A 21097-nucleotide genomic window follows, 5' to 3' on the forward strand; every position below is an offset into this window, starting at 1 on the left:
GCGCAGGCTCAGCGCCGGGGCAGCAGCCGCGTCGGCGACGGCGACGGCGTGCGGTGTCGTACGCGACCGGGCACCCCGGTGCGGGCGTCGAGCGGGAGCGACACGATCTCGTCGGCGAGCTGACCCGCGACGAGCAGCATGTCGTCGACCACCACATGGTGTCGGGGCCAGTGCGTGCCGGTCTCGGCGAGCGCGAGCAGCTGCAGGGCTTCACCGCCGCCGCGCACCGACAGTACGCCGACGGTGTCGCTGCCGCGCACGCCGGCGTAGAGCGTGGTTCCGTCGCGGCCCATGCTGAGCTCTGCGGCGGTGTCGGTCTCGAGCGAACCGAGCAGCGGCTCCCCCGACACGACACTCCAGCGTCCCTCGCGGTCGGCGCCCAGCACGAAGACCTCGCGACTGAGCTCGGTCACGACGTAGAAGAAGCCCGACGGATGCCACAGACCGTGCCGTGGTCCGCTGCCTTTCGGCAGCACGACCTCTTGCACGAGACGCAGGCCCCGAGCGCCGGAGCGCCAGAACCGCACGAGGTCGAGCCCCATGTCGGTGGTGGCGATGAGGCCGCCCGGCAGGAAGGTGGCCTGGTGGGCCCGCGAGACGCGATCACCCGCGAGAGCCTCTTCCGACTCGGCATCCGTCTCGGGCACGTCGTCGTAGCCGGGCACGAGGTGCGAGAACTCCTCGCCGACCGCTTCGCGCACCGCGCGCGCGGCCGCGGCCAGATCGGGCACGACCGCCCCCGAGACGCGTGCGCCCGTCGACAGGGTCGGCCCCTCGGTCGACGAGCCGTACGGGTCGACGGCCTCCGCGGCGATCTGCGGGCGGGAGGGTCGCCCGGCGGCGTCGAGGTCGATGCGCACGATGCGACCGTCGCCCCAGCAGCTCGCGATGAGGAACGACGCGTCGGGAGAGACGGCCACGTGGCACACCGCCGCACCCGCGTCGACGGGCGCGCCGACCGCCGCGAGCCGCGTCTCGGACGTCCGCCGGTAGGCCTGCACCGTGCCGTCGGACTCGAGGGACGCGTAGAGCAGGTCGTGCGTCGGGTGCGCCGCGATCCACGACGGTGAGCCGGGCGCGGCGACGGCCGTGCCGACCATGCCCAGCGGACCGCCGGCGCTCTGCGCGTCGGCCTCGCCCGCCTGCAGGATGCCGATGCCCTCGGCCGAGCCCGCGTCGGAGGCGTACGCGCCGACCCAGAAGCGCATCAGTCGATGAGGTCGTGGCGCACGATCACCTGATCGCGGGCCGGGCCCACGCCGATGACCGAGATGCGGGTTCCGCTCATCTTCTCGAGCGCCAGCACGTAGTCCTGCGCGGTCTGCGGCAGGTCGTCGAACGTGCGCGCCGACGAGATGTCTTCGCTCCAACCGGGGAAGTTCTCGAGGATCGGCTTCGCGTGGTGGAAGTCGGTCTGGTTGACCGGGAGGTCGTCGTATCGGACGCCGTCGACGTCGTAGGCGACGCACACGGGGATCTGCTCGAGACCGCCGAGGATGTCGAGCTTGGTCAGCACGAGGTCGGTGATGCCGTTGATGCGCGTCGCGTAGCGCGTGATGGGCGCGTCGTACCAGCCGACGCGGCGCGGGCGACCGGTGGTCGTGCCGAACTCGAACCCGCGCGAACGCAGCCAGTCGCCGCTCTCGTCGAACAGCTCGGTCGGGAAGGGGCCGGAGCCGACACGCGTCGTGTAGGCCTTGACGATGCCCACGATGCGGTCGAGGCGGTTGGGGCCGACGCCCGAGCCGGTCGAGGCGCCGCCGGCGGTCGCCGACGACGAGGTCACGAACGGGTAGGTGCCGTGGTCGATGTCGAGCATGGTGGCCTGGCCGCCCTCGAACACCACGACGTCGCCGGCCTCGAGAGCGTCGTTGAGCAGCAGCGACGTGTCGGCGACCATGGGGCGCACGCGCTCGGCGTACGACAGCAGGTCGTCGACGACCTCGTCGGCCGTGATCGACCGGCGGTTGAAGATTTTCACCAGCAGGTGGTTCTTGTGGTCGAGGGCGCCCTCGACCTTCTGGCGCAGGATGTTCTCGTCGAAGAGGTCTTGCACGCGGATGCCGACGCGATTGATCTTGTCGGCGTAGGCCGGACCGATGCCGCGACCGGTGGTGCCGATCATGCGCTTGCCGAGGAAGCGCTCGGTGACCTTGTCGAGCGTGCGGTGGTACTGCGTGATGATGTGCGCGTTGGCGCTGATCTTCAGGCGGCTCGTGTCGAGGCCGCGCGCGTTGAGCGCCTCGAGCTCGTTGAAGAGCACCTCGAGGTCGACGACGACGCCGTTGCCGATCACGGGGTTGACGCCCGGAGACAGGATGCCGCTGGGGAGCAGGTGCAGCGCGTACTTCTCGTCGCCGATGACGACGGTGTGGCCGGCGTTGTTGCCGCCGTTGAACTTCACCACCCAGTCGGTGCGCTCACCGAGCAGGTCGGTGGCCTTGCCCTTGCCTTCGTCGCCCCACTGGACGCCGACGATCACGATTCCGGGCATGAGTGCTCCTCGCATGTTGTCCGGCGGTACACCCCATCCTATCGAGCGGGTCAGACACGGCCCCGCGCAACCCCGGCCCGCCGGGTGTGCACCTCGCTAGCCTGGGCGCATGATCCGCTCTCGGGGATGGGCCACCGGCTGGAACGCGGCGCGCGTGGCGATCGCCGCGCTCATCGTCGTCGCGGTCGTGGCGCAGTTCGTCTCGACGTTCAACGAGGCCGTCGCCCGAGGTCGCGACACCACGACGGTGGTCGCCAACTTCTTCAGCTTCTTCACGATCCTCTCGAACGTGTCGGCGGCGATCGTGCTGGTGCTGCTGGGCGTGCGGTTCTTCGCCCGGCGACGCCGCGTCGAGGTCGATCCCGCGGGGCTCGCGACCGCCCTCGCCTTCGTGTCGACGTACATGATCGTCACCGGCATCGTCTACAACCTGCTGCTGCGCGGGCTCCCCCTGCAGCCCGACACCGTCGGCTGGTCGAACGAGATCCTGCACGTGTGGGGGCCGCTGTTCCTTCTGCTCGACGTGCTCCTCGGGCCCGGCCGACGCCGCCTGGCCCGGGCGGCGGCCTTCGGTGCGGCGATCTTCCCGATCGTGTGGATCATCTACACGCTGCTGCGCGCACCGATGATCACCAACCCCACGACGGGTGCGCCGTACTGGTACCCCTACCCCTTCCTCGACCCCAATTCCGGCGGGTGGGGCAGCGTGGTGGTCTACATCATCGTGATCGCGCTCGCCATCATCGCGTTGGCCTTCGGGGTGGTCGCGATCGGGCGGGCACGCGGCATCCGGATGCCGCGCGCGCACGCGACCTGACGGCTGCGACGCCTACCCTGGGACGCGTGCGTACCCGACTGATGTCCGCGGCCCTGGCCGCCTCCGCCCTGCTCCTGCTCGCCGGCTGCGCGTCGGGCACCTCCGGCGATGCGGCTCCGGCACCCGCCTCGAGCGCTGCATCGGGCGACTGTTCGTAAGCGGCGTCGGGTCAGGCCGCGGCCGACGCGACCCCGCCCGCCGACGGCGCCGACCGCCCCACCGGCGACATCGCCGCCGTGTTGCAGACCTCCGCGGGCGACATCCCGATCACCCTCTCAGGCGAGCGCACCCCGTGCACCGTCGAGAGCTTCGTCTCGCTCGCGCAGCAGCAGTACTTCTCGAACACCGAGTGCCACCGCCTCACCACCGAGGGCATCTTCGTGCTGCAGTGCGGCGACCCCACGGGCACCGGACGCGGCGGTCCCGGCTACCGCTTCGCCGACGAGCTCGACGGCGGCGAGACCTACCCCGCCGGCACGGTCGCGATGGCCAATGCTGGCCCCGACACCAACGGGTCGCAGTTCTTCCTCGTATACGAGGACACCCCGCTGCCGGCGAAGTACACGGTGTTCGGCACGATGTCGCCCGAGGGCCTCGCCGTCGTGCAGAAGATCGCACAGGCCGGAACGGCGGGCGGCGCCTCCGACGGCGCCCCGGCGAACCCGGTCACGATCACCGGCGTGACGATCGGCTGACCCCTTCTCCCCCGCCCCCGCGGGGGCGTGAGTTCTCCACCGAATCGGGTCTCGGCATCCGCCCGCTCTAGACTTGACGGCATGTCCAAGGTCCTTCAGTCCCTTCCCGTCGGCGAGCGCGTCGGCATCGCGTTCTCGGGTGGTCTCGACACCTCGGTGGCCGTCGCGTGGATGCGCGACAAGGGCGCCGTGCCCTGCACCTACACGGGCGACCTCGGGCAGTACGACGAAGACGACATCGCCTCGATCCCGGGCCGCGCCACGCAGTACGGCGCCGAGGTCTCGCGCCTGGTCGACTGCAAGACCGCGCTCGTCGAAGAGGGCTTCGTCGCCCTCGCGTGCGGAGCCTTCCACATCCGCTCGGGCGGACGCACCTACTTCAACACCACCCCGCTGGGCCGTGCCGTCACCGGCACCCTGCTCGTGCGCGCGATGAAAGAAGACGGCGTCGACATCTGGGGCGACGGCTCCACCTACAAGGGCAACGACATCGAGCGGTTCTACCGCTACGGCCTGCTCGCCAACCCCGCGCTGCGCATCTACAAGCCCTGGCTCGACGCCGACTTCGTCACCGAGCTGGGTGGTCGCAAAGAGATGAGCGAGTGGCTCGTTGCGCACGACTTCCCGTACCGCGACAGCGTCGAGAAGGCGTATTCGACGGATGCCAACATCTGGGGCGCCACGCACGAAGCGAAGACCCTCGAGCACCTCGACGTCTCGCTCGAGATCGTCGAGCCCATCATGGGCGTGCGCTTCTGGGACCCCGAGGTCGAGATCGAGACCGAAGACGTCACCGTCGAGTTCGAGGCCGGTCGCCCCGTCGCGATCAACGGCACGCGCTTCGCCGACCCGGTCGAGCTCGTGCGCGAGGCCAACACCATCGGCGGCCGCCACGGCCTGGGCATGAGCGACCAGATCGAGAACCGCATCATCGAGGCCAAGTCGCGCGGCGTCTACGAGGCCCCGGGCATGGCCCTGCTGTTCCTCACCTACGAGCGCCTGGTCAACAGCATCCTGAACGAAGACACGCTCGCGACGTACCACGAGCAGGGTCGTCGCCTCGGTCGCCTCATGTACGAGGGCCGCTGGCTCGAGCCGCAGTCGCTCATGCTGCGCGAGTCGATCCAGAAGTGGGTCGGGTCGACCATCACCGGGTCGGTCACCGTGCGCCTGCGCCGCGGCGAGGACTACACGATCCTCAACACCGTGGCATCCGGAATGTCGTACTCGCCCGAGAAGCTCTCGATGGAGCGCGTCGGCGACGCGGCGTTCGGCCCGGTCGACCGCATCGGCCAGCTCACCATGCGCAACCTCGACATCGCCGACTCGCGCGCGCGTCTCGAGCAGTACGCCGCCATGGGCCTGCTCGGCGGACCCACTGGCGAGCTCGTGGGCGACGTCACCGCGGGTGGCGCGCAGGAGATCACCGAGTCGGCCGCGCCGCTGGACGCGGCCGGCGAGCGCCTCGCCGACGCGACGGATGCCGCGGGCGAAGGCGCCGCGTTCGACGCCGGCACCGACTGACGACACCTTTCGACGAGAGCCCGCGGCGCCCGCATCGGCCCGGTGGCTTCGACAGGCTCAGCCACCTCTGCCCCGCTGCTCACCGAGGTCCCTGAGCCGCGCACCCAGGTCCCTGAGCCGCGCACCCAGGTCCCTGAGCCTGTCGAAGGGACCGGACCCCCGCACCCGCGAGCACCCAGGTCCCTGAGCCTGTCGAAGGGACCGGACCCCCGCTTACCGCCCGGCGACTTCGACAAGCTCAGCCACCTCCTCGTGCTCACCCAGGTCCCTGAGCCTGTCGAAGGGACCGGACCCCACTGCAGCCGCCCGGTGACTTCGACTAGCTCAGCCACCTCCGCCCGATCCCCCACCATCCGCCCGGGGGCTTCGACAAGCTCAGCCACCTCCGCGGAAAAGTTGCACACCCGCGTGCACTTTCGGCGTACACTGGTCATCCGTGAGCACCCCCACCCGCCGTGACGCCATCGAGAACCGCGCCGGCATCCTCAGCGCCGCCACCGCGGCGATCGGCCACGACCCGCGCGCCTCGATCGACACGATCGCCCGCCGCGCCGGCCTCTCGCGCCGCGCCCTCTACGGCCACTTCGACGACCGCAACGCGATCGTGCGCGAGGTCATCGCCGCAGGCGCCGCCCGCTTCAACGCCATCGCCGACGAGATCGACGACGCCGACTCCCGCGTCGCGCTCGCCCGCCTGGCATCCGAACTCTGGCGTGAAGCCGCCCACGTGCAGGCCGCCGCCGCCCTCGCGCTCGACGACGCGCACCTCGCCGAGACCTCCGCCGCGCTCGCCCCGCTCCGCCGTCGCATCGTGGCGATCGTGCGCCGCGGGCAGGACGCCGGCGAACTGCGCACGGATCTTCCCGCGCCCACCCTCGCGCGCCTCCTCGAAGAGACCGGCCGCATGGTCGTCGCCCGGGTGGACGCCGGCTCCTCGACGGCCCGCTCGATCGCGGTGTGCGCCGTGCTCGGCATCGCCGGGCTCTCGTGGACCGAAGCGCGCGCTCTGCTGGAGCAGCACCCCGACCTGGAGGCGCAATGAGAATCGTCCTGACCGCCGTGGCGAAGGGCCGCGCGCAGAGCGTGCTGCCCGAGACCACCACCGCTTTCGAGACCGGCTCGGCCACGCTCGTCGTCGCCGAGACCGAGCAGCGCCCCACGGTGCTGGGCCTCGTGGCATCCGGCCGCATGAAGATCGACAGCGGCTCCGTCACGATCGACGGACGAGCGGATGCCGGCGCCCTCCGCCGCCGCGTCGCCCTGGTCGACGCCCCCATCGTGTCGGAGCCCGAGGCGAACGTCACCGTCACCGGCGTCGTCGCCGAGGAGCTGATGTTCGCGGGGCACGCGCCCACCCCCTTCGCCGCGGCGCGGTGGCTCGAGGGCATCGGCCTCGACGCGATCGCGGGTCTTCCGATCGGCAACGTCGAGCCCGCGGCCCGTGTGCGCCTGCTGCTCGAGCTCGCCGCGCTCCGCACCGACGTCGAAGGGTTCGTGCTGGTCGCCCCCGACCGCCACGGCGGCGAGCCGCTGGACTGGTGGCGCATCGCACAGGAGTTCGCCGAGCGCGGGTACGCCGTGCTCGTGGTGGCCGGGCACGCCTCGCGCACAGCGATCGACGCCCTCGACGAGACCGCGGAGGCCGCGCGATGAAGATCCCCCAGATGATCACTGCCGAACTGCGCCGGCTCACCTCCACCCGCATGTCGGTCATCGCGCTCATCGCGCTGTTGGCCGTGCCCATCCTCTACGGCGGGCTCTACCTGTGGGCCAACCAGGACCCGTACGGCAATCTCTCGAGCGTGCCGGTCGCCCTCGTGGTGAACGATCAGGGCGCCGAGGTCAACGGAGCCGAGCGCAACCTCGGCGACGAAGCGGCCGATCAGCTGCTCGACAGCGACACCTTCGAATGGCATCGCGTCTCGACCGAGCAGGCCGACCAGGGCCTGCAGCGCGGCGACTTCGACTTCGTGGTGACGCTCCCCTCCGACTTCACCGATGCCGTCGCCTCGCTCTCGAGCGACAGCCCGCGCCAGGCCGACATCGAGCTGCGCACCAACGACGCCAACAATTACCTCGCGTCGACGATCGGCACCCAGGCCGTGGCGCGCATTCAGGCCTCCGTCGCGCAGAAGGTCGTCGACGAGGCCGGCCTCACCCTGCTCGACGCTCTGCACACCATCCGCGTGCAGCTCGTCGACGCCACGACCGGCGCGACGCAACTGGTCGACGGTCTCGGCACCGCGAAGAACGGATCATCGCAGCTCGTGAGCGGCTCGACGCAGCTCGCCGACGGATCCGCCCAGCTCGCCGACGGAACCGCACAGTTGTCGGCCGGCGCCGCCCAGCTGAAGGACGGCACCGCGCAGCTGCGCGACGGATCCGCCCGCGTCGCCGACGGCGCCCAGCAGGTCGCCGGCGGTGTGGACCGCATCGACGCCGCCGCCCGCCAGGTCGGCTCGATCGCGGGCGACGCTGCGGCCCAGCTTCCGCAGGCGCGCTCCGACATCGCGAAGGCCCTGACCGACGCCGGGCTCGACAAGGCCCGCGTCAACGAGATCCTCTCGCGCCTCGACCCCGTCGGCGACCGCCTGCAGAGCGCCAACACGCGGGTGCAGGACACCGTCGCGCAGATCAACCAGCTCGACGACGGCGCGCGCCAGGTGGCATCCGGAAGCGCCACCGTGGCCGCCGGAGCCGCCAGCGCCGCCGACGGGGCCTCGGCTCTCGCCGATGGCGCGGCGTCCGCGGCATCCGGAGCCTCTCAGCTGCGCGACGGATCCGCCCAGCTTCGCGACGGCGCGACCCAGCTCGACGACGGCGTCGGCCAGCTCTCCACCGGCGCCACCCAGTTGCGCGACGGGCTGGCCTCCGGCGTCGAGCAGATCCCCGACTCCGACGACGCGACCCGCCAAGCGCAGGCCGCAGCGATCTCCGACCCGGTCGCGGTCGGCACGAGCTCGGTCACCAAGGCGCAGAACTACGGCGCCGGCCTGGCGCCGTTCTTCGCGGCCCTGGCCGGCTGGATCGGCATCTACGCGCTATTCCTCATCGTCAAGCCGGTGTCGAAGCGCGCGATCACCGCTCTGCGCTCCCCCATCCGCGTGACGCTCGCGGGCTGGCTCACGCCCGCGGGCCTCGGGGCCCTGCAGATGGTCGGCCTGTTCACCGTGCTCGCAATCGCGCTGCAGTTCTCGTTCGCGAATCCGTGGGCGGCCCTCGGCATCCTGCTGTTCGCCTCGGCGACGTACGCGGCGATCGTGCTCGCGCTGAACGTGTGGCTCGGTTCGGTCGGTCAGTTCCTCGGACTCGTGCTCATGGTGCTGCAGCTCGTCACGGCCGGCGGCACGTTCCCCTGGCAGACGCTGCCCGCGCCCCTCGCGGCGCTGCACCACGTGCTGCCGATGGGGTACGTGGTGGATGCCATGCGGCAGGTCATGTACGGCGGAGACCTCACGCGGGTCGGCCCCGACCTGCTGGTGCTGGGCGCGTGGATGGTCGGCGGCGTGCTGCTGGCGGCGATCGGCGTGACGCGCATGACACATCACCGCACGCTGCGCGACCTGCAGCCGAGCCTGATCGGCTGAGGCGCGGGGCGGGACCTCGTGCACCGAGGTCCCTGAGCCCACCGAGGTCCCTGAGCCCACCGAGGTCCCTCAGCCCACCGAGGTCCCTGAGCCCACCGAGGTCCCTGAGCCCACCGAGGTCCCTGAGCCTGTCGAAGGGACCGGCCCCGCGTGGTCCCGGTGGCTTCGACAAGCTCAGCCACCTGTCCCCCGCCCCGCGCGGCACCCCGGTGGCTTCGACAAGCTCAGCCACCTCGGCTCCCGCGCCCGGCCCGCCTCACGCGGGCAGACGCACCTCGAACACCGTCCGACCAGGCACGCTGTCGACCGTGATCGACCCGCCATGGGCGGTCACAATCGCCTGCGCGATCGAGAGGCCGAGGCCCGTGCTGCCCTCGTCGCGATTGCGTGCGTCGTCGGCGCGGGCGAAGCGGTCGAACAGGCGCTCCGCGACGGCGGGGTCGATCCCGGGTCCGGTGTCCGTCACGCTCAGCACCGCGTCGGCGCCGTCGCGAGCGAGTGACAGGGTCACCCGCGTGCCGGCCGGGGTATGCGTCTGGGCGTTGCGCAGCAGGTTCGCCACCACCTGCCGCAGGCGGTTCTCGTCACCGGTCACCTCGATGAGGTCCTCGCTCACGTCGAGCCGCCACTCGTGCGTCGTCGCCGACGCCTGCGCATCGCTCACGGCGTCGACGGCGAGCAGTGTCAGCTCGACCTCGTCGCGGCGCAGGGGCTGTCCGGCATCCAATCGCGCCAACAGCAGCAGATCGTCGACGAGCGAGGCCATGCGCTGCGCCTCCGACTCGATCCGGTCGAACGACCGCGCCTGGGTCGGCGTCATCGGGGCGTCCTCACCGAGGGAGAGCTGGGCGTACCCGCGGATGCTGGCCAGGGGCGTGCGCAGTTCGTGACTGGCATCCGCGATGAAGCGGCGCAGCTGCTCCTCGCTGTACTGGCGTGCGTCGAGCGAGCGCTGCACGTGCGCGAGCAGGTCGTTCAGCGACGCCCCCACCCGGCCCACCTCGGTGGCGGGGTCGGTGTCGGGCGGTTCGACGCGGTCGGCGATGTCGACGCTTCCCGCGTCGAGCGAGAGCGTCGAGACCCGCTGGGCGACATCGGCAACCCGCTCGAGGGGCCGCAGGCTGCGACGCACGAAGAGTGACAGGCCCAGGATCGCGGCGACGAGCACGACGGCACCGACCGCCGCGAGGATCACCGTCAACGCCGAGGTGGTCGCGCTGACGTCGGCCTCGGACTCCCCGGCGAACACCGTCGTGCCGTCGCGTTGCGCTCCCGCGACGCGGAAGGTGCCGAGGTCGCCGCCGAGATCGACGCTCGAGGGCTGCCGGTCGGTCGCGATCGCGGTGGTCAGACGGGCGACCTGATCGTCGGTGAGGGCGACCTCGGTGCCGTCCGATCGCGTGTAGCCCGACCGCTCGACGGTGCCGTCGGCGGCGACGACGGCCTGCAGTGACCCGATGCGCGGCGCGGGCCCGCCCGACCCGCCCGCGGGCGGCCGCGATCCCGCGTCGAACCGCGACGAGCCCGCCACGAACGACAGGCTCTCGCGCACCTGCTGGTCGAGTCGGTCGAAAGCGAACGAGCGCAGTGCCACGATCGTGGCGACGCTCATGATGACGAAGGCGAGCGCGACGAGCACGCTCGTGCCGACGACGAGCGTGCGCCGCAGCGTCCACCGGCGCGGGCGCGCGGTGCGGGGCGCGACGGTCATGAGGCTTTGATCGTGTAGCCGACGCCGCGAACCGTGTGGATCAGCGGGTCGCCGAGGGTGTCGATCTTCTTGCGCAGGTACGAGATGTAGATCTCGACGACGCTTCCGTCGCCGCCGAAGTCGTAGCTCCACACCTCGTCGAGGATCTGCGCCTTGCTGAGCACCCGGCGCGGGTTCTGCATCAAGTAGCGCAGCAGTTCGAACTCCCGCGCGGTGAGTTTGATCGGGATGCCGCCGCGCTCGACCTCGTACGCGTCTTCGTCGAGGCTCAGATCGCCCACGCGCAGCCGCGGGTCGGCGTCGGCGACGGCCGCCACGTGCCGGCGGGCCATGCCGCGGAGGCGCACGACCACCTCTTCGAGGTTGAAGGGCTTCGTGACGTAGTCGTCGGCGCCGGCCGAGATGCCCGCGATCCGGTCCTCCACGGCATCCTTCGCCGTGAGGAACAGCACGGGGGCGTCGTTGCCGGCGGTGCGCACGCGTGCGAGCAGACCCATTCCGTCGAGCCCCGGCATCATGACGTCGAGCACCATCAGGTCGGGCTCGAAGTCGCGGATGACGTTCAACGCCTCCTGACCGCTCGCTGCCGTGCGGGTGTCCCAGCCCTCGTTCTGCAGCGCCATGCGCAGCAGCTCGCTGAGGTTCGCCTCGTCGTCGACGACGAGCGCGCGGATCGGCGAGCCGTCGGGGCGGGCGAGGGGGGCAGGACGGGAGGTCACGGATGCCAGCATGCACGCTCCCGCGACGCGGTGCCACCGCGTCATACGTCCTTCATAGAAACCGTGAGGGGGCGGTGAGGGTCGCGTTCCTACTTTCGCTCCGACGGCCGCACCCCGCGTCCGGAAGGAGACCCATGTACGGCACGTACCTCCGGCGCGAACTCGCCGGCCGCACCAAGCAGACCGTGATCGTCGCGGTCGGACTCGCGATCGCCATCGCGCTCGTCATCGTCGTGAACGCCCTCTCGGCGGGAGTGCGCGACGCGCAGACGCAGGCGCTGTCGTCGGTCTACGGCGTGGGCACCGATCTCACCGTCACCGGTGCGCAGACGCAACCGGGCGAGGGTGGCGGAGCCCGCTTCGACTTCGGCGCTCAAGACGGCACCACCACCGACGGCACGACGACCCTCGACCAGTCACGTCTCGTCGCCGAGCGCCAGCGCGCGCCCCTCGACGCCTCGACCGTGACCTCCGTCGCCGACATCGACGGCGTCTCGGCGGCGACCGGTGCCCTGTCGCTGACCAACATGACCTTCTCGGGCGAGATCCCGCAGCGCGGCACCGAGACGGGAACGACAGGATCCGCCCCGACCGACGGCGGCGGGCAACCCCCGGCAGACGGACAGGGCGGCGGCAGCTTCGGCGTCGACTCGTTCAGCGTGCTCGGCGTCGACCCCGCGGCATCCGTCGGGCCCTTGTCGGCGGTCACCGTGAGCGAGGGCCGCGCCCTGACCGGCGACGACGTGGGCAGCGACGTCGCGGTCGTCGATGCGACCTACGCGGCGAGCGCGGGCCTCGCCGTCGGTGACACCGTCGAGGTCGCCGGCACCGCCGTGCAGGTCGTCGGGATCGTCGCCTCGGCCTCGGCCGACGCCGACACCGCCGCGAACGTCTACCTCCCCCTCGACATCGCCCAGTCGCTCGCGGGCGTCGGCGACGTGGTGTCGACCGTGTACGTGCAGGCGGAGTTGTCGGATGCCATCGACGCGGTGCAGAGCCGGATCGCGGCCGCACTCCCCGAGGCCACCGTCAGCTCGGAGTCCCAGCTCGCCTCCACCGTCTCGGGCTCGCTCTCGAGCGCGTCGTCGATGATCTCGAACCTGGGTACGTGGCTCTCTCTGGTCGTGCTGCTGGTCGCGCTGGCGCTGGCCGTGCTCTTCACCATCTCGGGCGTGGCGCGTCGCACCCGCGAGTTCGGCACGCTGAAGGCCATCGGATGGTCGAACGCCCGGATCGTGCGCCAGGTCGCGGGCGAGTCGCTCGCGCAGGGCCTGCTCGGCGGGGTCGTGGGTCTGATCCTCGGGCTCGGCGGCATCCTGCTGGTGAACGTGATCTCGCCGACCCTCTCGGTCGCCGCGAGCACGACGAGCGGGCCGGGCCGCGGCGCGGGAGGCCCGGGCGGCGGGGCCGGCGGCGGATTCGGACAGGCGGCGGCGCAGGCCACCGAGGTCGTGCTGAACGCCCCGATCACCCCCGCGGTCGTGCTCGCCGCGGTCGGCATCGCGGTGCTCGGCGGCGTGCTCGCGGGAGCGTTCGGCGGGTGGCGAGCCGCTCGCCTCAGCCCTGCCGCAGCCCTGCGTTCGGTCGCGTGAGCGGCATCCACCCCCTTCGAAGGAGACAGACCATGAGCCTCACCGTTCCCACCCGCACCGCCACCGCCTACCGCCTCGAGGGCGTCACGCGCACCTACCGTCAGCGCGAGCGCACCGTTCAGGCCCTCGCGGGGGTCGATCTCGAGATCGACGCCGGAGACTTCGTCACGATCCAGGGGCCGACCGGCGGCGGCAAGTCGACCCTGCTGCAGATGCTCGGCGCGCTCGACCGTCCCTCGAGCGGCGCCGTCGTGCTCGGCGAGATCGACATCGCCCGCGCCTCCAACACGCAGCTCTCCCGTCTGCGTGCCGAGGAGATCGGCTTCGTGTTCCAGGGGTTCAACCTCATTCCCACCCTCACCGCGGCCGAGAACGTCGACATGGGCCTCGAACCGCTCGGACTCGACCGGGCAGAACGCCGGCGCCGGGTGACCGAGGCCCTGACGCGGGTGGGTCTCGCCGATCGGGCCGACCACCGCCCCGGCGAGCTCTCGGGCGGGCAGCAGCAGCGCGTCGCGATCGCCCGCGCCACCGCCAAGCAGCCCCGGGTGCTGCTCGCCGACGAACCGACCGGCAACCTCGACGAGGCGATGCGCGACGAGATCCTCGACGTGCTCGAGGCGCTGAACGCGGAGGGGCTGACCCTGATCGTGGTCACCCACGACTCGGCCGTGGCCCGCCGCGCCCGCCGGCGTCTGCGCCTCGACAGGGGTGTCGTGACCGATATCACACGCGCCTGATCAGACCGACCCGGGGCTCCGCCCCCCCTGCGCGGGGCCCCGGGTCTTCCCCGTCCTGCCCCGGTCCGGCCGCTTCGACAGGCTCAGCGACCTCTCCCCCCTGGTCCCTGAGCCTTACCCGAGGTCCCTGAGCCTTACCCGAGGTCCCTGAGCCTGTCGAAGGGACCGGCCCCCACCCGCCCCCCGGTCAAGGGGTTCGCCGCGTTCGACGCCCGCCCCCTACAGTCGAACCACGCCGACCGGAGGGATGCCATGGCCGCCCGCAACACCCGCCTCATGCGCTGCACGCCCGACGACCTGTTCGCCGTGCTCTCCGACGGCTGGCTCTACCCCGTCTGGGTGGTGGGGGCGGCGCGCATGCGCGACGTCGACGAGGAGTGGCCCCAGGAGGGGTCGCAGATCCACCACTCCCTGGGGGTCTGGCCCGTGATGATCCACGACGAGACCGAGATCGTCGAGTGGGATCCGCCGCGCCGGATGCGCCTGCGGCCCGAGGCCGGCATCCTGGGGCGTGGCGTGATCCGCATCGACGCCCGCCCGCACGAGTTCGGCACCGCCGTCACGATCGTCGAGGAGCCGGTGTCGGGAGCGGCCGCGGTCCTCCCCTCGCTGCTGTGGAAGCCGTTGCTCATCGCCCGCAATCACGAGTGCCTGAACCGGTTGGCCTTCCTCGCCGAGGGGCGGCGCGAAGAGCGCGAGGCGCGTGAGCTCGATCACCGCACGACGACGCCCGACCCGGTCGAGGGCACACCGTCGCCGGGCGCGCAGCGCGACGTGCAGCAGGCCGACGTCTGAGCGGTCGTCAGCTCTCGGGACGCGACTGGGCTCCGGTCGACCCCGGCTGCTCGGTCCGGTGCTGCAGCTCGTCGACGTAGAGGTTCTTCTCGTCGGTGGTGCGGTTGCGGTAGGCCGCGCGGCCGACCATGTGCGCGGCGAGAGGCGCGGTCGCGAACTGGATGAGGATGATCGGGATGCCGAAGGCCACCGCTTCCCACGTGCGCTGCGACAGCGCGATGGCGACCACGATCAGCAGCACGCCGAGCACCTGGGGCTTCGTCGCGGCGTGCAGGCGCGAGGGGACGTCGGGCCAGCGCAGCAGGCCGATGGTCGCGGTCAGGCAGAGCAGCGCGCCGACCAGCACGAGGATGAGCGCGACCGTGTCGAGGACGGACTCGATGGTCATCGCGGGTTCTCCTTCCGCGCCACGAAGCGGGCGACGGCGATGGATCCGAACACGCCGATCGCGGCGATGACGAGCATCGCCGGGAGCGACCGGGTGTGGTGGTTGATCACCATGTCGGCACCCAGGATGCAGAGCACCTCGGTCAGCAGCACGTCGGCGGCGACCGCGCGGTCGAGGATGGACGGGCCGATCACCAGGCGGATGAGCGCCAGCACGGCCGCGACCGCGAAGACGATGAGGATGACCACCACGAGTGCGTTCACGTCAGGGTCCTCCCGTCGCGCGGCGTCTCGACGCCGTGACGGGCGTCGGCCTCGGATTCGGCGATCTTCGCGCGCAGCTCCTGCATCTCTTCCTTCGAGCCGACGGCTCGCGTGATGCGGGCCTCCCACCCGAGCACGACACGGCGCTGGTGCTCGAGGTCGTTCTCGTCGCGCACGCCGATCGTGTGCAGGAAGAGCGTGCGGTTCTCGCGATCGACGTCGACGATCAACGACCCGGGGATGAGCGAGGCGGTGACCGCGGTGTGGGCCATGATCACGTCGTCGTCGACGCGCAGCGGCACGGCGATGATCGCCGCCCCGGGCGGACGCCGGAAGTCGAGCACCTGCCAGGCGACGATGAGCGACCCCTTCACGACCGCTCCGATGAAGGTGAGCACGAAGATCAGGCCGTACCAGAGGTTGATCCGGCCCGAGAGCTCGACCGGGGGCAGGCGGTAGACGCGCGTGACGAAGACCGCCATGACGAGCCCGGTGATGAGGGCGAGCCAGGTGAACTGCCCCCACAGCAGCATCCAGAGCGCGACGAGCCACACCAGCAGCGGCAACTGGTGCAGAAAGAGCGACATCTGCGCGCGACGCGTCGGGCTCATCATTCGCCCTCCGCATCCTGCAGCTGAACGAGGGTGACCCCGCTGTAGATCCGCTCACCCGCGCGGAGGCAGGCATCGAGAAGGGGCCCGGCGAACACCGTCAGCGAGATCGTCACGATCACCATGCCCGCCGTCGCCATGGTCATGATCTTCGGGATCGTGCGCCGCTCGGTCGAGATGGCGGCCGCGGGGGCGTTGCCGAGGTACGCGATGCGCTCCGTCGTCTCGGCGGAGTCGTCGTCCTCACGCCAGAACGAGAGGTTCCATGCCCGCATGAGGGCGTAGAGCGTGAGGATCGAGGTGACGATGCCGCCGACGATGAGCACCATCATCACGGGCGTCCCGACTTGGGCTGCGGCGTCGAAGAGGGCGTACTTGCCGATGAACCCCGAGAACGGCGGCAGACCGCCCAGGTTGATCGCCGGAATGAAGTAGAGCACGGCGAGCAACGGCGCCGCGCGCATCAGCCCCTTCACCTTGAGGATCGAGGTGCTGCCCGCGCGGCGCTCGATGAGCCCCACGGCGAGGAAGAGGGTCGTCTGCACGATGATGTGGTGGACGATGTAGTAGATCGTCGCGCCCACCGCGAGCGGGGTGTTGATCGCCAGGCCGAAGATCATGTAGCCGATGTGGCTCACGAGCGTGAACGACAGGATGCGCTTGAGCTCGGCCTGCGCGACGGCACCCAGGATGCCGACGATCATCGTCGCGAGCGCCACCATCATCAGCAGGAAGTTGATGTCGTTGTCGACGAAGAGCTGGGTCTCGGTGCGGATGATCGCGTAAACGCCGACCTTCGTCAGCAAGCCCGCGAAGACCGCCGTGACGGGCGCGGGCGCCGTCGGATACGAGTCCGGCAACCAGAACGACAGCGGGAACACCGCCGCCTTGATCGCGAAGGCGAGCAGCAGCATCAGGTGCAGGATCGTCTGCGTGTCCTGCGGTAGCAGCGCCATGCGCTCGCTGATCTGCACCATGTTGACCGTGCCGAGGGCGCCGTAGACCATGGCGATCGCGGCGAGGAACAGGATCGACGACACCAGCGACACCACGATGTAGACGACGCCGGTGCGGATGCGCGACTCGGTGCCGCCGAGGGTGATCAGCACGTACGAGGCGACCAGCAGGATCTCGAAGCCCACGTAGAGGTTGAACAGGTCGCCGGCGATGAACGCGTTGAAGATGCCCGCGCCCAGGATCAGATACGCCGGGTAGAAGATCGAGACCGGGGTGTCCTCGTCGTTGTCGGCCGCGCCCTGACCGATCGAGAACAGCAGCACCGCGAGCAGCACGATGCTCGTCACCACCACGAGCAGCGCCGCGAGCACGTCGACGTAGAGCACGATGCCGAGCGGGATCTGCCACGCGGCGATCGCGACGGCGATCGGTCCGTTCGTGTCGACCGCGACCAGCAGGATCGCGCCCAGGATGAGCACCGCGGTGAGCGAGGCCACCGAGACCACGATCTGCGTCCTCTTGCGGCGGCCGAAGATGAGGTTGATCGCGGCGCCGATGAGGGGGATGCCGACGAGCAGGGGCACGAGGGCGCTCATGAGCGATCACCGTCCTGGGGGTCGCGGGGGGCGTCGCTCTCGTCGACCTCGACCGTTTCATCGCCCTCTCGGGCGAGCGGCTCGGTCGGACGGCCCGCTCGATCGCGGCGCACGGCGACGCGGTCGACGGGGGCGTCGTCGACGAGCTGGGAGAGGTCGCCCTGGTGCAGCACGCGGATGGGCGAGGCGACGTCGCCGACGAAGTCGGTGGTGACGTCGTCGTCGTCGGACCGCGACTCTTCGTCCATCGCGTCTTCCGGCTCGTTCGCGACGCGCGTGCGCAGCGCGATGTCGTCGGCGTCGTCGACGAGGGTGTCGGCCTGGCCGAGCTGCCACGAGCGGTAGATCAGCGCGAGCAGGAACGCGGAGATGGCGAACGTGATGACGATCGCCGTGAGCATGAGGGCCTGAGGGAGCGCGTCGGACATGTCCGCGGCATCCGTCTCACCGTCGTAGAAGGGAGCGAGGGCCGGGCGGCCCATGACGATCAGCAGCAGCAGGTTGGCGGCGTTGCCCAGCAGCAGGAAGCCGATCAGCACGCGGGTGAGGCTGCGCTCGAGCATGGCGTAGACGCCGCACGCGAAGAGCACGGCCATGACGATGACGAGGACGAGGGAGATGCTCACGGCGTCTTCACCTCCGCGTCCTCGGGGAGCTGCGACTGGCGGTCGACCTCGGCGCCGAGGCTGCGGAGCACGTCGAGCACCAGGCCGATCACGACGAGGTAGACCCCGACGTCGAAGATCGTGCTGGTGACGAACTCCCAGTGACCGATGAGGGGCAGCTCGCCCTCGAAGGTGAAGCTCTGCAGGGGCGCGAACCCGAAGAACATCGGCACCATGGCGCACAGCACCGCGATCGCCATGCCCGCCCCGAGCAGACGGCCGGCGTCGGTCGGTGCGGCGGCGCCCAGCTCCCAGCGGCCGCCCGCGATGTAGCGCATGACGAGGCCGAGACCGGCGACCAGGCCGCCCGCGAATCCACCGCCGGGCAGGTTGTGACCGGCGAACAGGAGGTAAAGCGACATGACCATCACCGAGTGGAAGAGCACCCGGATGATGATCTCGAGAAGGATCGAGCGGTTCTCGGGCTGCACCTTCGCGCCCGACACCAGCCAGGCGCGCGGGGCGTCCGTCTCGCCCACGCGTTGCGCGCGCACGCCGCTGTCGGTCTCGACCAGGGGGCGACGCCGGCCGAGGCCGACGCGCGCGCGAGCGGTGCCCGAGCGGCGCGCGAGGTTGTCGCTGCGGTCGGTGATGAAGACGAGGGATGCCACGCCCGTGGCCGCCAGGACGAGCACCGACAGCTCGCCCATCGTGTCCCAGCCGCGCAGGTCGACCAGCGCGACGTTCACCACGTTGCGACCGTGCCCGATCTCGTAGGCGAGGGGCGGCCACTCGAGCGAGATGGGGGCGTCCTGGCGGGCACCGGTGGCCACGATCGCCACCAGGGCCATCGTGAGACCGACACCCGCGCCGAGCACGGCCCGGGCGAGCGGGGCCACGGAGGCGTTCTGCTCGCCCATGCGCGCCGGCAGTCGTCGCAGCACGAGGGCGAACACCACGAGGGTGACCGTCTCGACCAGGATCTGCGTGAGCGCCAGGTCGGGGGCCCCGCTGGTGGCGAAGAGCACGACGAGACCGAGGCCGGTGACCGAGACGAGAGCGACGCCGGTGTAGCGCTTGCGGGCGCGCACCGCCAGGATTCCTGCCGCGATCATCAGGGGGGCGGCGATCAGCTGCGTCGGGGTGTGCCAGGCGTCGAGCTGCGCACGCCATTCCGCAGAGGCGAAGAGGGCCGTGCCCTCGGCGACGACCAGCACGATGAAGATCGTGCCGACGTAGAAGGGCAGCGAGCCGCGCTGGAAGCGGGCGGTGACCCACTCGGAGGTGAAGTCCACGCCGCGCAGTGTGGCGTTGTAGACGTCGTTCGCGGTGAACGGCAGCACGCGGGGGCGCTTGTGCAGCTGCGTCTTGCGCACCAGCCAGAAGATCCCGGCGCCGAGGGCCAGCGTGCCGAGGGAGATGAACAGCGCCGGCTCGAGACCGTGCCAGAGCGCGAGGTGGTACGGGTATTCGGGAGCCTCGACCCCCGCCGTCGCCTCGGGCAGACCGTCGGCATAGGGCGCGAGCCAGTGGTCGACGATCGGCGCGAGGAAGCCGAGGGCGAGCGAGGCCGCCGCGAGCAGCACGGGAGCCGACAGGAAGCCGATGGGCGGGTCGGGCCAGTCGGTGGTCTCGACATCGCGCTTGGTCCAGTAGGCACCCCAGAGGAAGCGGATGCCGTACGCCGCCGTGAGCGCGGAGCCCAGCACCACGCCGAAGAGCGCGACGAGACCCCACGGAGCACCAGCCTCGGCCTCGTGCAGCAGGGCCGTCAGCGCCGTCTCTTTCGCGACGAACCCGAGGGTGGGGATGACGCCCGCCATCGAGAAGATCGCGATGAACGATGCCGTCGCCATGACCGGCGCCTGCCGACCGAGGCCCGAGAGCTGGCCGATGTCACGGGTGTTGAGCTGGCGGTCGATCACGCCGACGACGAGGAAGAGGCACGATTTGAACAGGGCGTGACTCAGCAGCAGGGCGACCCCGGCCAGGGCGGCGTCGCGAGTGCCGTAGCCGAGCATCACGGTGAGGAAGCCGAGCTGGCTCACCGTGCCGAAGGCGAGGATGCGCTTGAGGTCGCGCTCGCGCAGAGCCTGGAACCCGCCCAGCAGCATCGTGAAGACGCCGAGGGCGATGAGCGTGGGGCGCCAGAACGGCGTCTCGGCGAACCCGGGGGCGAGGCGCGCGATGAGGTAGATGCCCGCCTTCACCATCGCGGCCGCGTGCAGATACGCGCTGACCGGAGTGGGGGCCGCCATGGCACCGGGGAGCCAGAAGTGGAAGGGGAAGATCGCCGACTTGCTCAGCGCGCCGATGAGCAGCAGCAGCACGGCGATGTCGACGACGGTGCCCACCGGCGGGTCGGCGAGGATCGCCGACAGGCTCGAGGTGCCCGCCTGCACGACCATGAGCACGACGCCGATCAGCATGACCAGCCCGCCCAGGGTCGTCACCAGCAGGGCCTGCAGGGCGGCGCGGCGACTCGAAGCACGACCGTGGTAGTACCCGATGAGCAGGTACGACAGCACGCTCGTGACTTCCCACAGCATGACGAGCACCACGATGTCGTCGGTGAGCACGAGCCCGTACATGGCACCGGCGAAGCCCAGCAGCACGGCGGAGAACTGCCCGACGCCCGCGGTCTTGCCCCGGAAGTACCAGCGGCAGTAGAGCATCACCAGGGCACCGACACCCGTCACGACGAGCGTGAGGAGCCATCCGAGCACGTCCATGCGCATCGACAGCGAGACGTTGATCGCCGGGATCCAGCGGTATTCCTCGAACGGAATGTCACCACCGAAAACAGAAGGAGCGGCGACGATGGCGTGGGCGAACGCCAGTGCGGGGAGAGCGGCGGCGACGTAGAAGGCGCGAGCACCGATGCGCGAGACGAGCCACGGCAAGAGCAGCGGGACGGCCGCGAAGGCGCCGAGGAAGATCAGCACGGTCGGGCCTCCTCGGGTTCGACGGGCGGGTGCCCGGGCTCTCGGGGTGTCGGACCTA

At 70.9% G+C, this 21097-nt stretch carries 19 protein-coding genes; 9 read left to right on the top strand and 10 right to left on the bottom strand.

Annotated elements, in window-relative coordinates:
* Positions 1-8: 8 nt before the first annotated feature.
* Positions 9-1208 (bottom strand): lactonase family protein, encoded by a 1200-nt coding sequence (locus RWH43_RS05370; RefSeq protein ID WP_316000872.1) that lies wholly within the window; start codon positions 1206-1208, stop codon positions 9-11.
* The gene (locus tag RWH43_RS05375) at positions 1208-2494 is read right to left on the bottom strand and encodes an adenylosuccinate synthase (RefSeq protein WP_316000873.1); all 1287 of its coding nucleotides are present in this window, start codon (positions 2492-2494) and stop codon (positions 1208-1210) included. The genes RWH43_RS05370 and RWH43_RS05375 overlap by 1 nt, the downstream gene beginning before the upstream one ends.
* A gap of 109 nt (positions 2495-2603) precedes the next feature.
* On the opposite strand from RWH43_RS05375, the gene RWH43_RS05380 reads away from it, so the two are divergent.
* The 6 genes from RWH43_RS05380 to RWH43_RS05405 all read left to right on the top strand — a co-directional run bounded on the left by RWH43_RS05380 (position 2604) and on the right by RWH43_RS05405 (position 9117).
* Positions 2604-3311 carry a Pr6Pr family membrane protein gene (locus RWH43_RS05380; RefSeq protein ID WP_316000874.1) on the top strand — a complete coding sequence of 236 codons (708 nt, stop codon included), beginning with the start codon at positions 2604-2606 and terminating at the stop codon, positions 3309-3311.
* A gap of 236 nt (positions 3312-3547) precedes the next feature.
* Positions 3548-4006 (top strand): peptidylprolyl isomerase, encoded by a 459-nt coding sequence (locus tag RWH43_RS05385; protein WP_316000875.1) that lies wholly within the window; start codon positions 3548-3550, stop codon positions 4004-4006.
* Positions 4007-4087: 81 nt separating this feature from the next.
* On the top strand, positions 4088-5530 hold the full coding sequence (gene argG, locus RWH43_RS05390; protein ID WP_316000876.1) for an argininosuccinate synthase: 1443 nt from the start codon (positions 4088-4090) through the stop codon (positions 5528-5530).
* 436 nt (positions 5531-5966) lie between these two features.
* Positions 5967-6572, top strand: coding sequence for a TetR/AcrR family transcriptional regulator (locus RWH43_RS05395; protein ID WP_144830794.1), 606 nt, complete (start codon positions 5967-5969; stop codon positions 6570-6572).
* On the top strand, positions 6569-7183 hold the full coding sequence (locus RWH43_RS05400) for a hypothetical protein (RefSeq protein ID WP_144830797.1): 615 nt from the start codon (positions 6569-6571) through the stop codon (positions 7181-7183). The genes RWH43_RS05395 and RWH43_RS05400 overlap by 4 nt, the downstream gene beginning before the upstream one ends.
* Entirely contained in the window at positions 7180-9117 is a 1938-nt protein-coding gene (locus RWH43_RS05405) for a YhgE/Pip family protein (RefSeq protein ID WP_316000877.1), read from the top strand. The genes RWH43_RS05400 and RWH43_RS05405 overlap by 4 nt, the downstream gene beginning before the upstream one ends.
* Before the next feature lie 256 nt (positions 9118-9373).
* Here RWH43_RS05405 and RWH43_RS05410 read toward each other — a convergent pair whose 3' ends face one another.
* The gene (locus RWH43_RS05410; protein WP_154096989.1) at positions 9374-10828 is read right to left on the bottom strand and encodes a sensor histidine kinase; all 1455 of its coding nucleotides are present in this window, start codon (positions 10826-10828) and stop codon (positions 9374-9376) included.
* Positions 10825-11559, bottom strand: coding sequence for a response regulator transcription factor (locus RWH43_RS05415; RefSeq protein WP_316001110.1), 735 nt, complete (start codon positions 11557-11559; stop codon positions 10825-10827). The genes RWH43_RS05410 and RWH43_RS05415 overlap by 4 nt, the downstream gene beginning before the upstream one ends.
* Before the next feature lie 122 nt (positions 11560-11681).
* Here RWH43_RS05415 and RWH43_RS05420 point away from each other — a divergent pair, with 122 nt between their 5' ends.
* The 3 genes from RWH43_RS05420 (at position 11682) to RWH43_RS05430 (ending at position 14674) form a co-directional block, all read left to right on the top strand.
* Positions 11682-13139, top strand: a complete 1458-nt coding sequence (locus RWH43_RS05420; protein ID WP_316000878.1) for an ABC transporter permease — start codon at positions 11682-11684, stop codon at positions 13137-13139.
* A gap of 32 nt (positions 13140-13171) precedes the next feature.
* Positions 13172-13879 carry an ABC transporter ATP-binding protein gene (locus RWH43_RS05425; protein ID WP_154096991.1) on the top strand — a complete coding sequence of 236 codons (708 nt, stop codon included), beginning with the start codon at positions 13172-13174 and terminating at the stop codon, positions 13877-13879.
* Positions 13880-14131: 252 nt separating this feature from the next.
* Positions 14132-14674 (top strand): SRPBCC family protein, encoded by a 543-nt coding sequence (locus tag RWH43_RS05430; protein ID WP_316000879.1) that lies wholly within the window; start codon positions 14132-14134, stop codon positions 14672-14674.
* Between the two features lie 7 nt (positions 14675-14681).
* On the opposite strand, the gene mnhG is transcribed toward RWH43_RS05430, so the two are convergent.
* The 6 genes from mnhG to RWH43_RS05460 are packed head-to-tail and all read right to left on the bottom strand — an operon-like array spanning position 14682 to position 21039.
* On the bottom strand, positions 14682-15062 hold the full coding sequence (gene mnhG / locus RWH43_RS05435; protein ID WP_316000880.1) for a monovalent cation/H(+) antiporter subunit G: 381 nt from the start codon (positions 15060-15062) through the stop codon (positions 14682-14684).
* The gene (locus RWH43_RS05440; protein ID WP_144830815.1) at positions 15059-15325 is read right to left on the bottom strand and encodes an MrpF/PhaF family protein; all 267 of its coding nucleotides are present in this window, start codon (positions 15323-15325) and stop codon (positions 15059-15061) included. Before RWH43_RS05440 ends, mnhG begins: the two co-directional genes overlap by 4 nt.
* A complete protein-coding gene (locus RWH43_RS05445; RefSeq protein WP_144830818.1) occupies positions 15322-15936 on the bottom strand; it encodes a Na+/H+ antiporter subunit E in 615 nt (204 codons plus the stop codon). Before RWH43_RS05445 ends, RWH43_RS05440 begins: the two co-directional genes overlap by 4 nt.
* Positions 15936-17489: a Na+/H+ antiporter subunit D gene (locus tag RWH43_RS05450; RefSeq protein ID WP_144830820.1), complete on the bottom strand. Its 1554-nt coding sequence runs from the start codon at positions 17487-17489 to the stop codon at positions 15936-15938. The genes RWH43_RS05445 and RWH43_RS05450 overlap by 1 nt, the downstream gene beginning before the upstream one ends.
* On the bottom strand, positions 17486-18115 hold the full coding sequence (locus tag RWH43_RS05455) for a sodium:proton antiporter (RefSeq protein WP_144830823.1): 630 nt from the start codon (positions 18113-18115) through the stop codon (positions 17486-17488). Before RWH43_RS05455 ends, RWH43_RS05450 begins: the two co-directional genes overlap by 4 nt.
* Positions 18112-21039 (bottom strand): Na+/H+ antiporter subunit A, encoded by a 2928-nt coding sequence (locus RWH43_RS05460; protein WP_316000881.1) that lies wholly within the window; start codon positions 21037-21039, stop codon positions 18112-18114. Before RWH43_RS05460 ends, RWH43_RS05455 begins: the two co-directional genes overlap by 4 nt.
* Positions 21040-21097: the final 58 nt, after the last annotated feature.

The sequence above is a fragment of the Microbacterium algihabitans genome, from assembly GCF_032464975.1.
Lineage (GTDB): Bacteria > Actinomycetota > Actinomycetes > Actinomycetales > Microbacteriaceae > Microbacterium > Microbacterium algihabitans.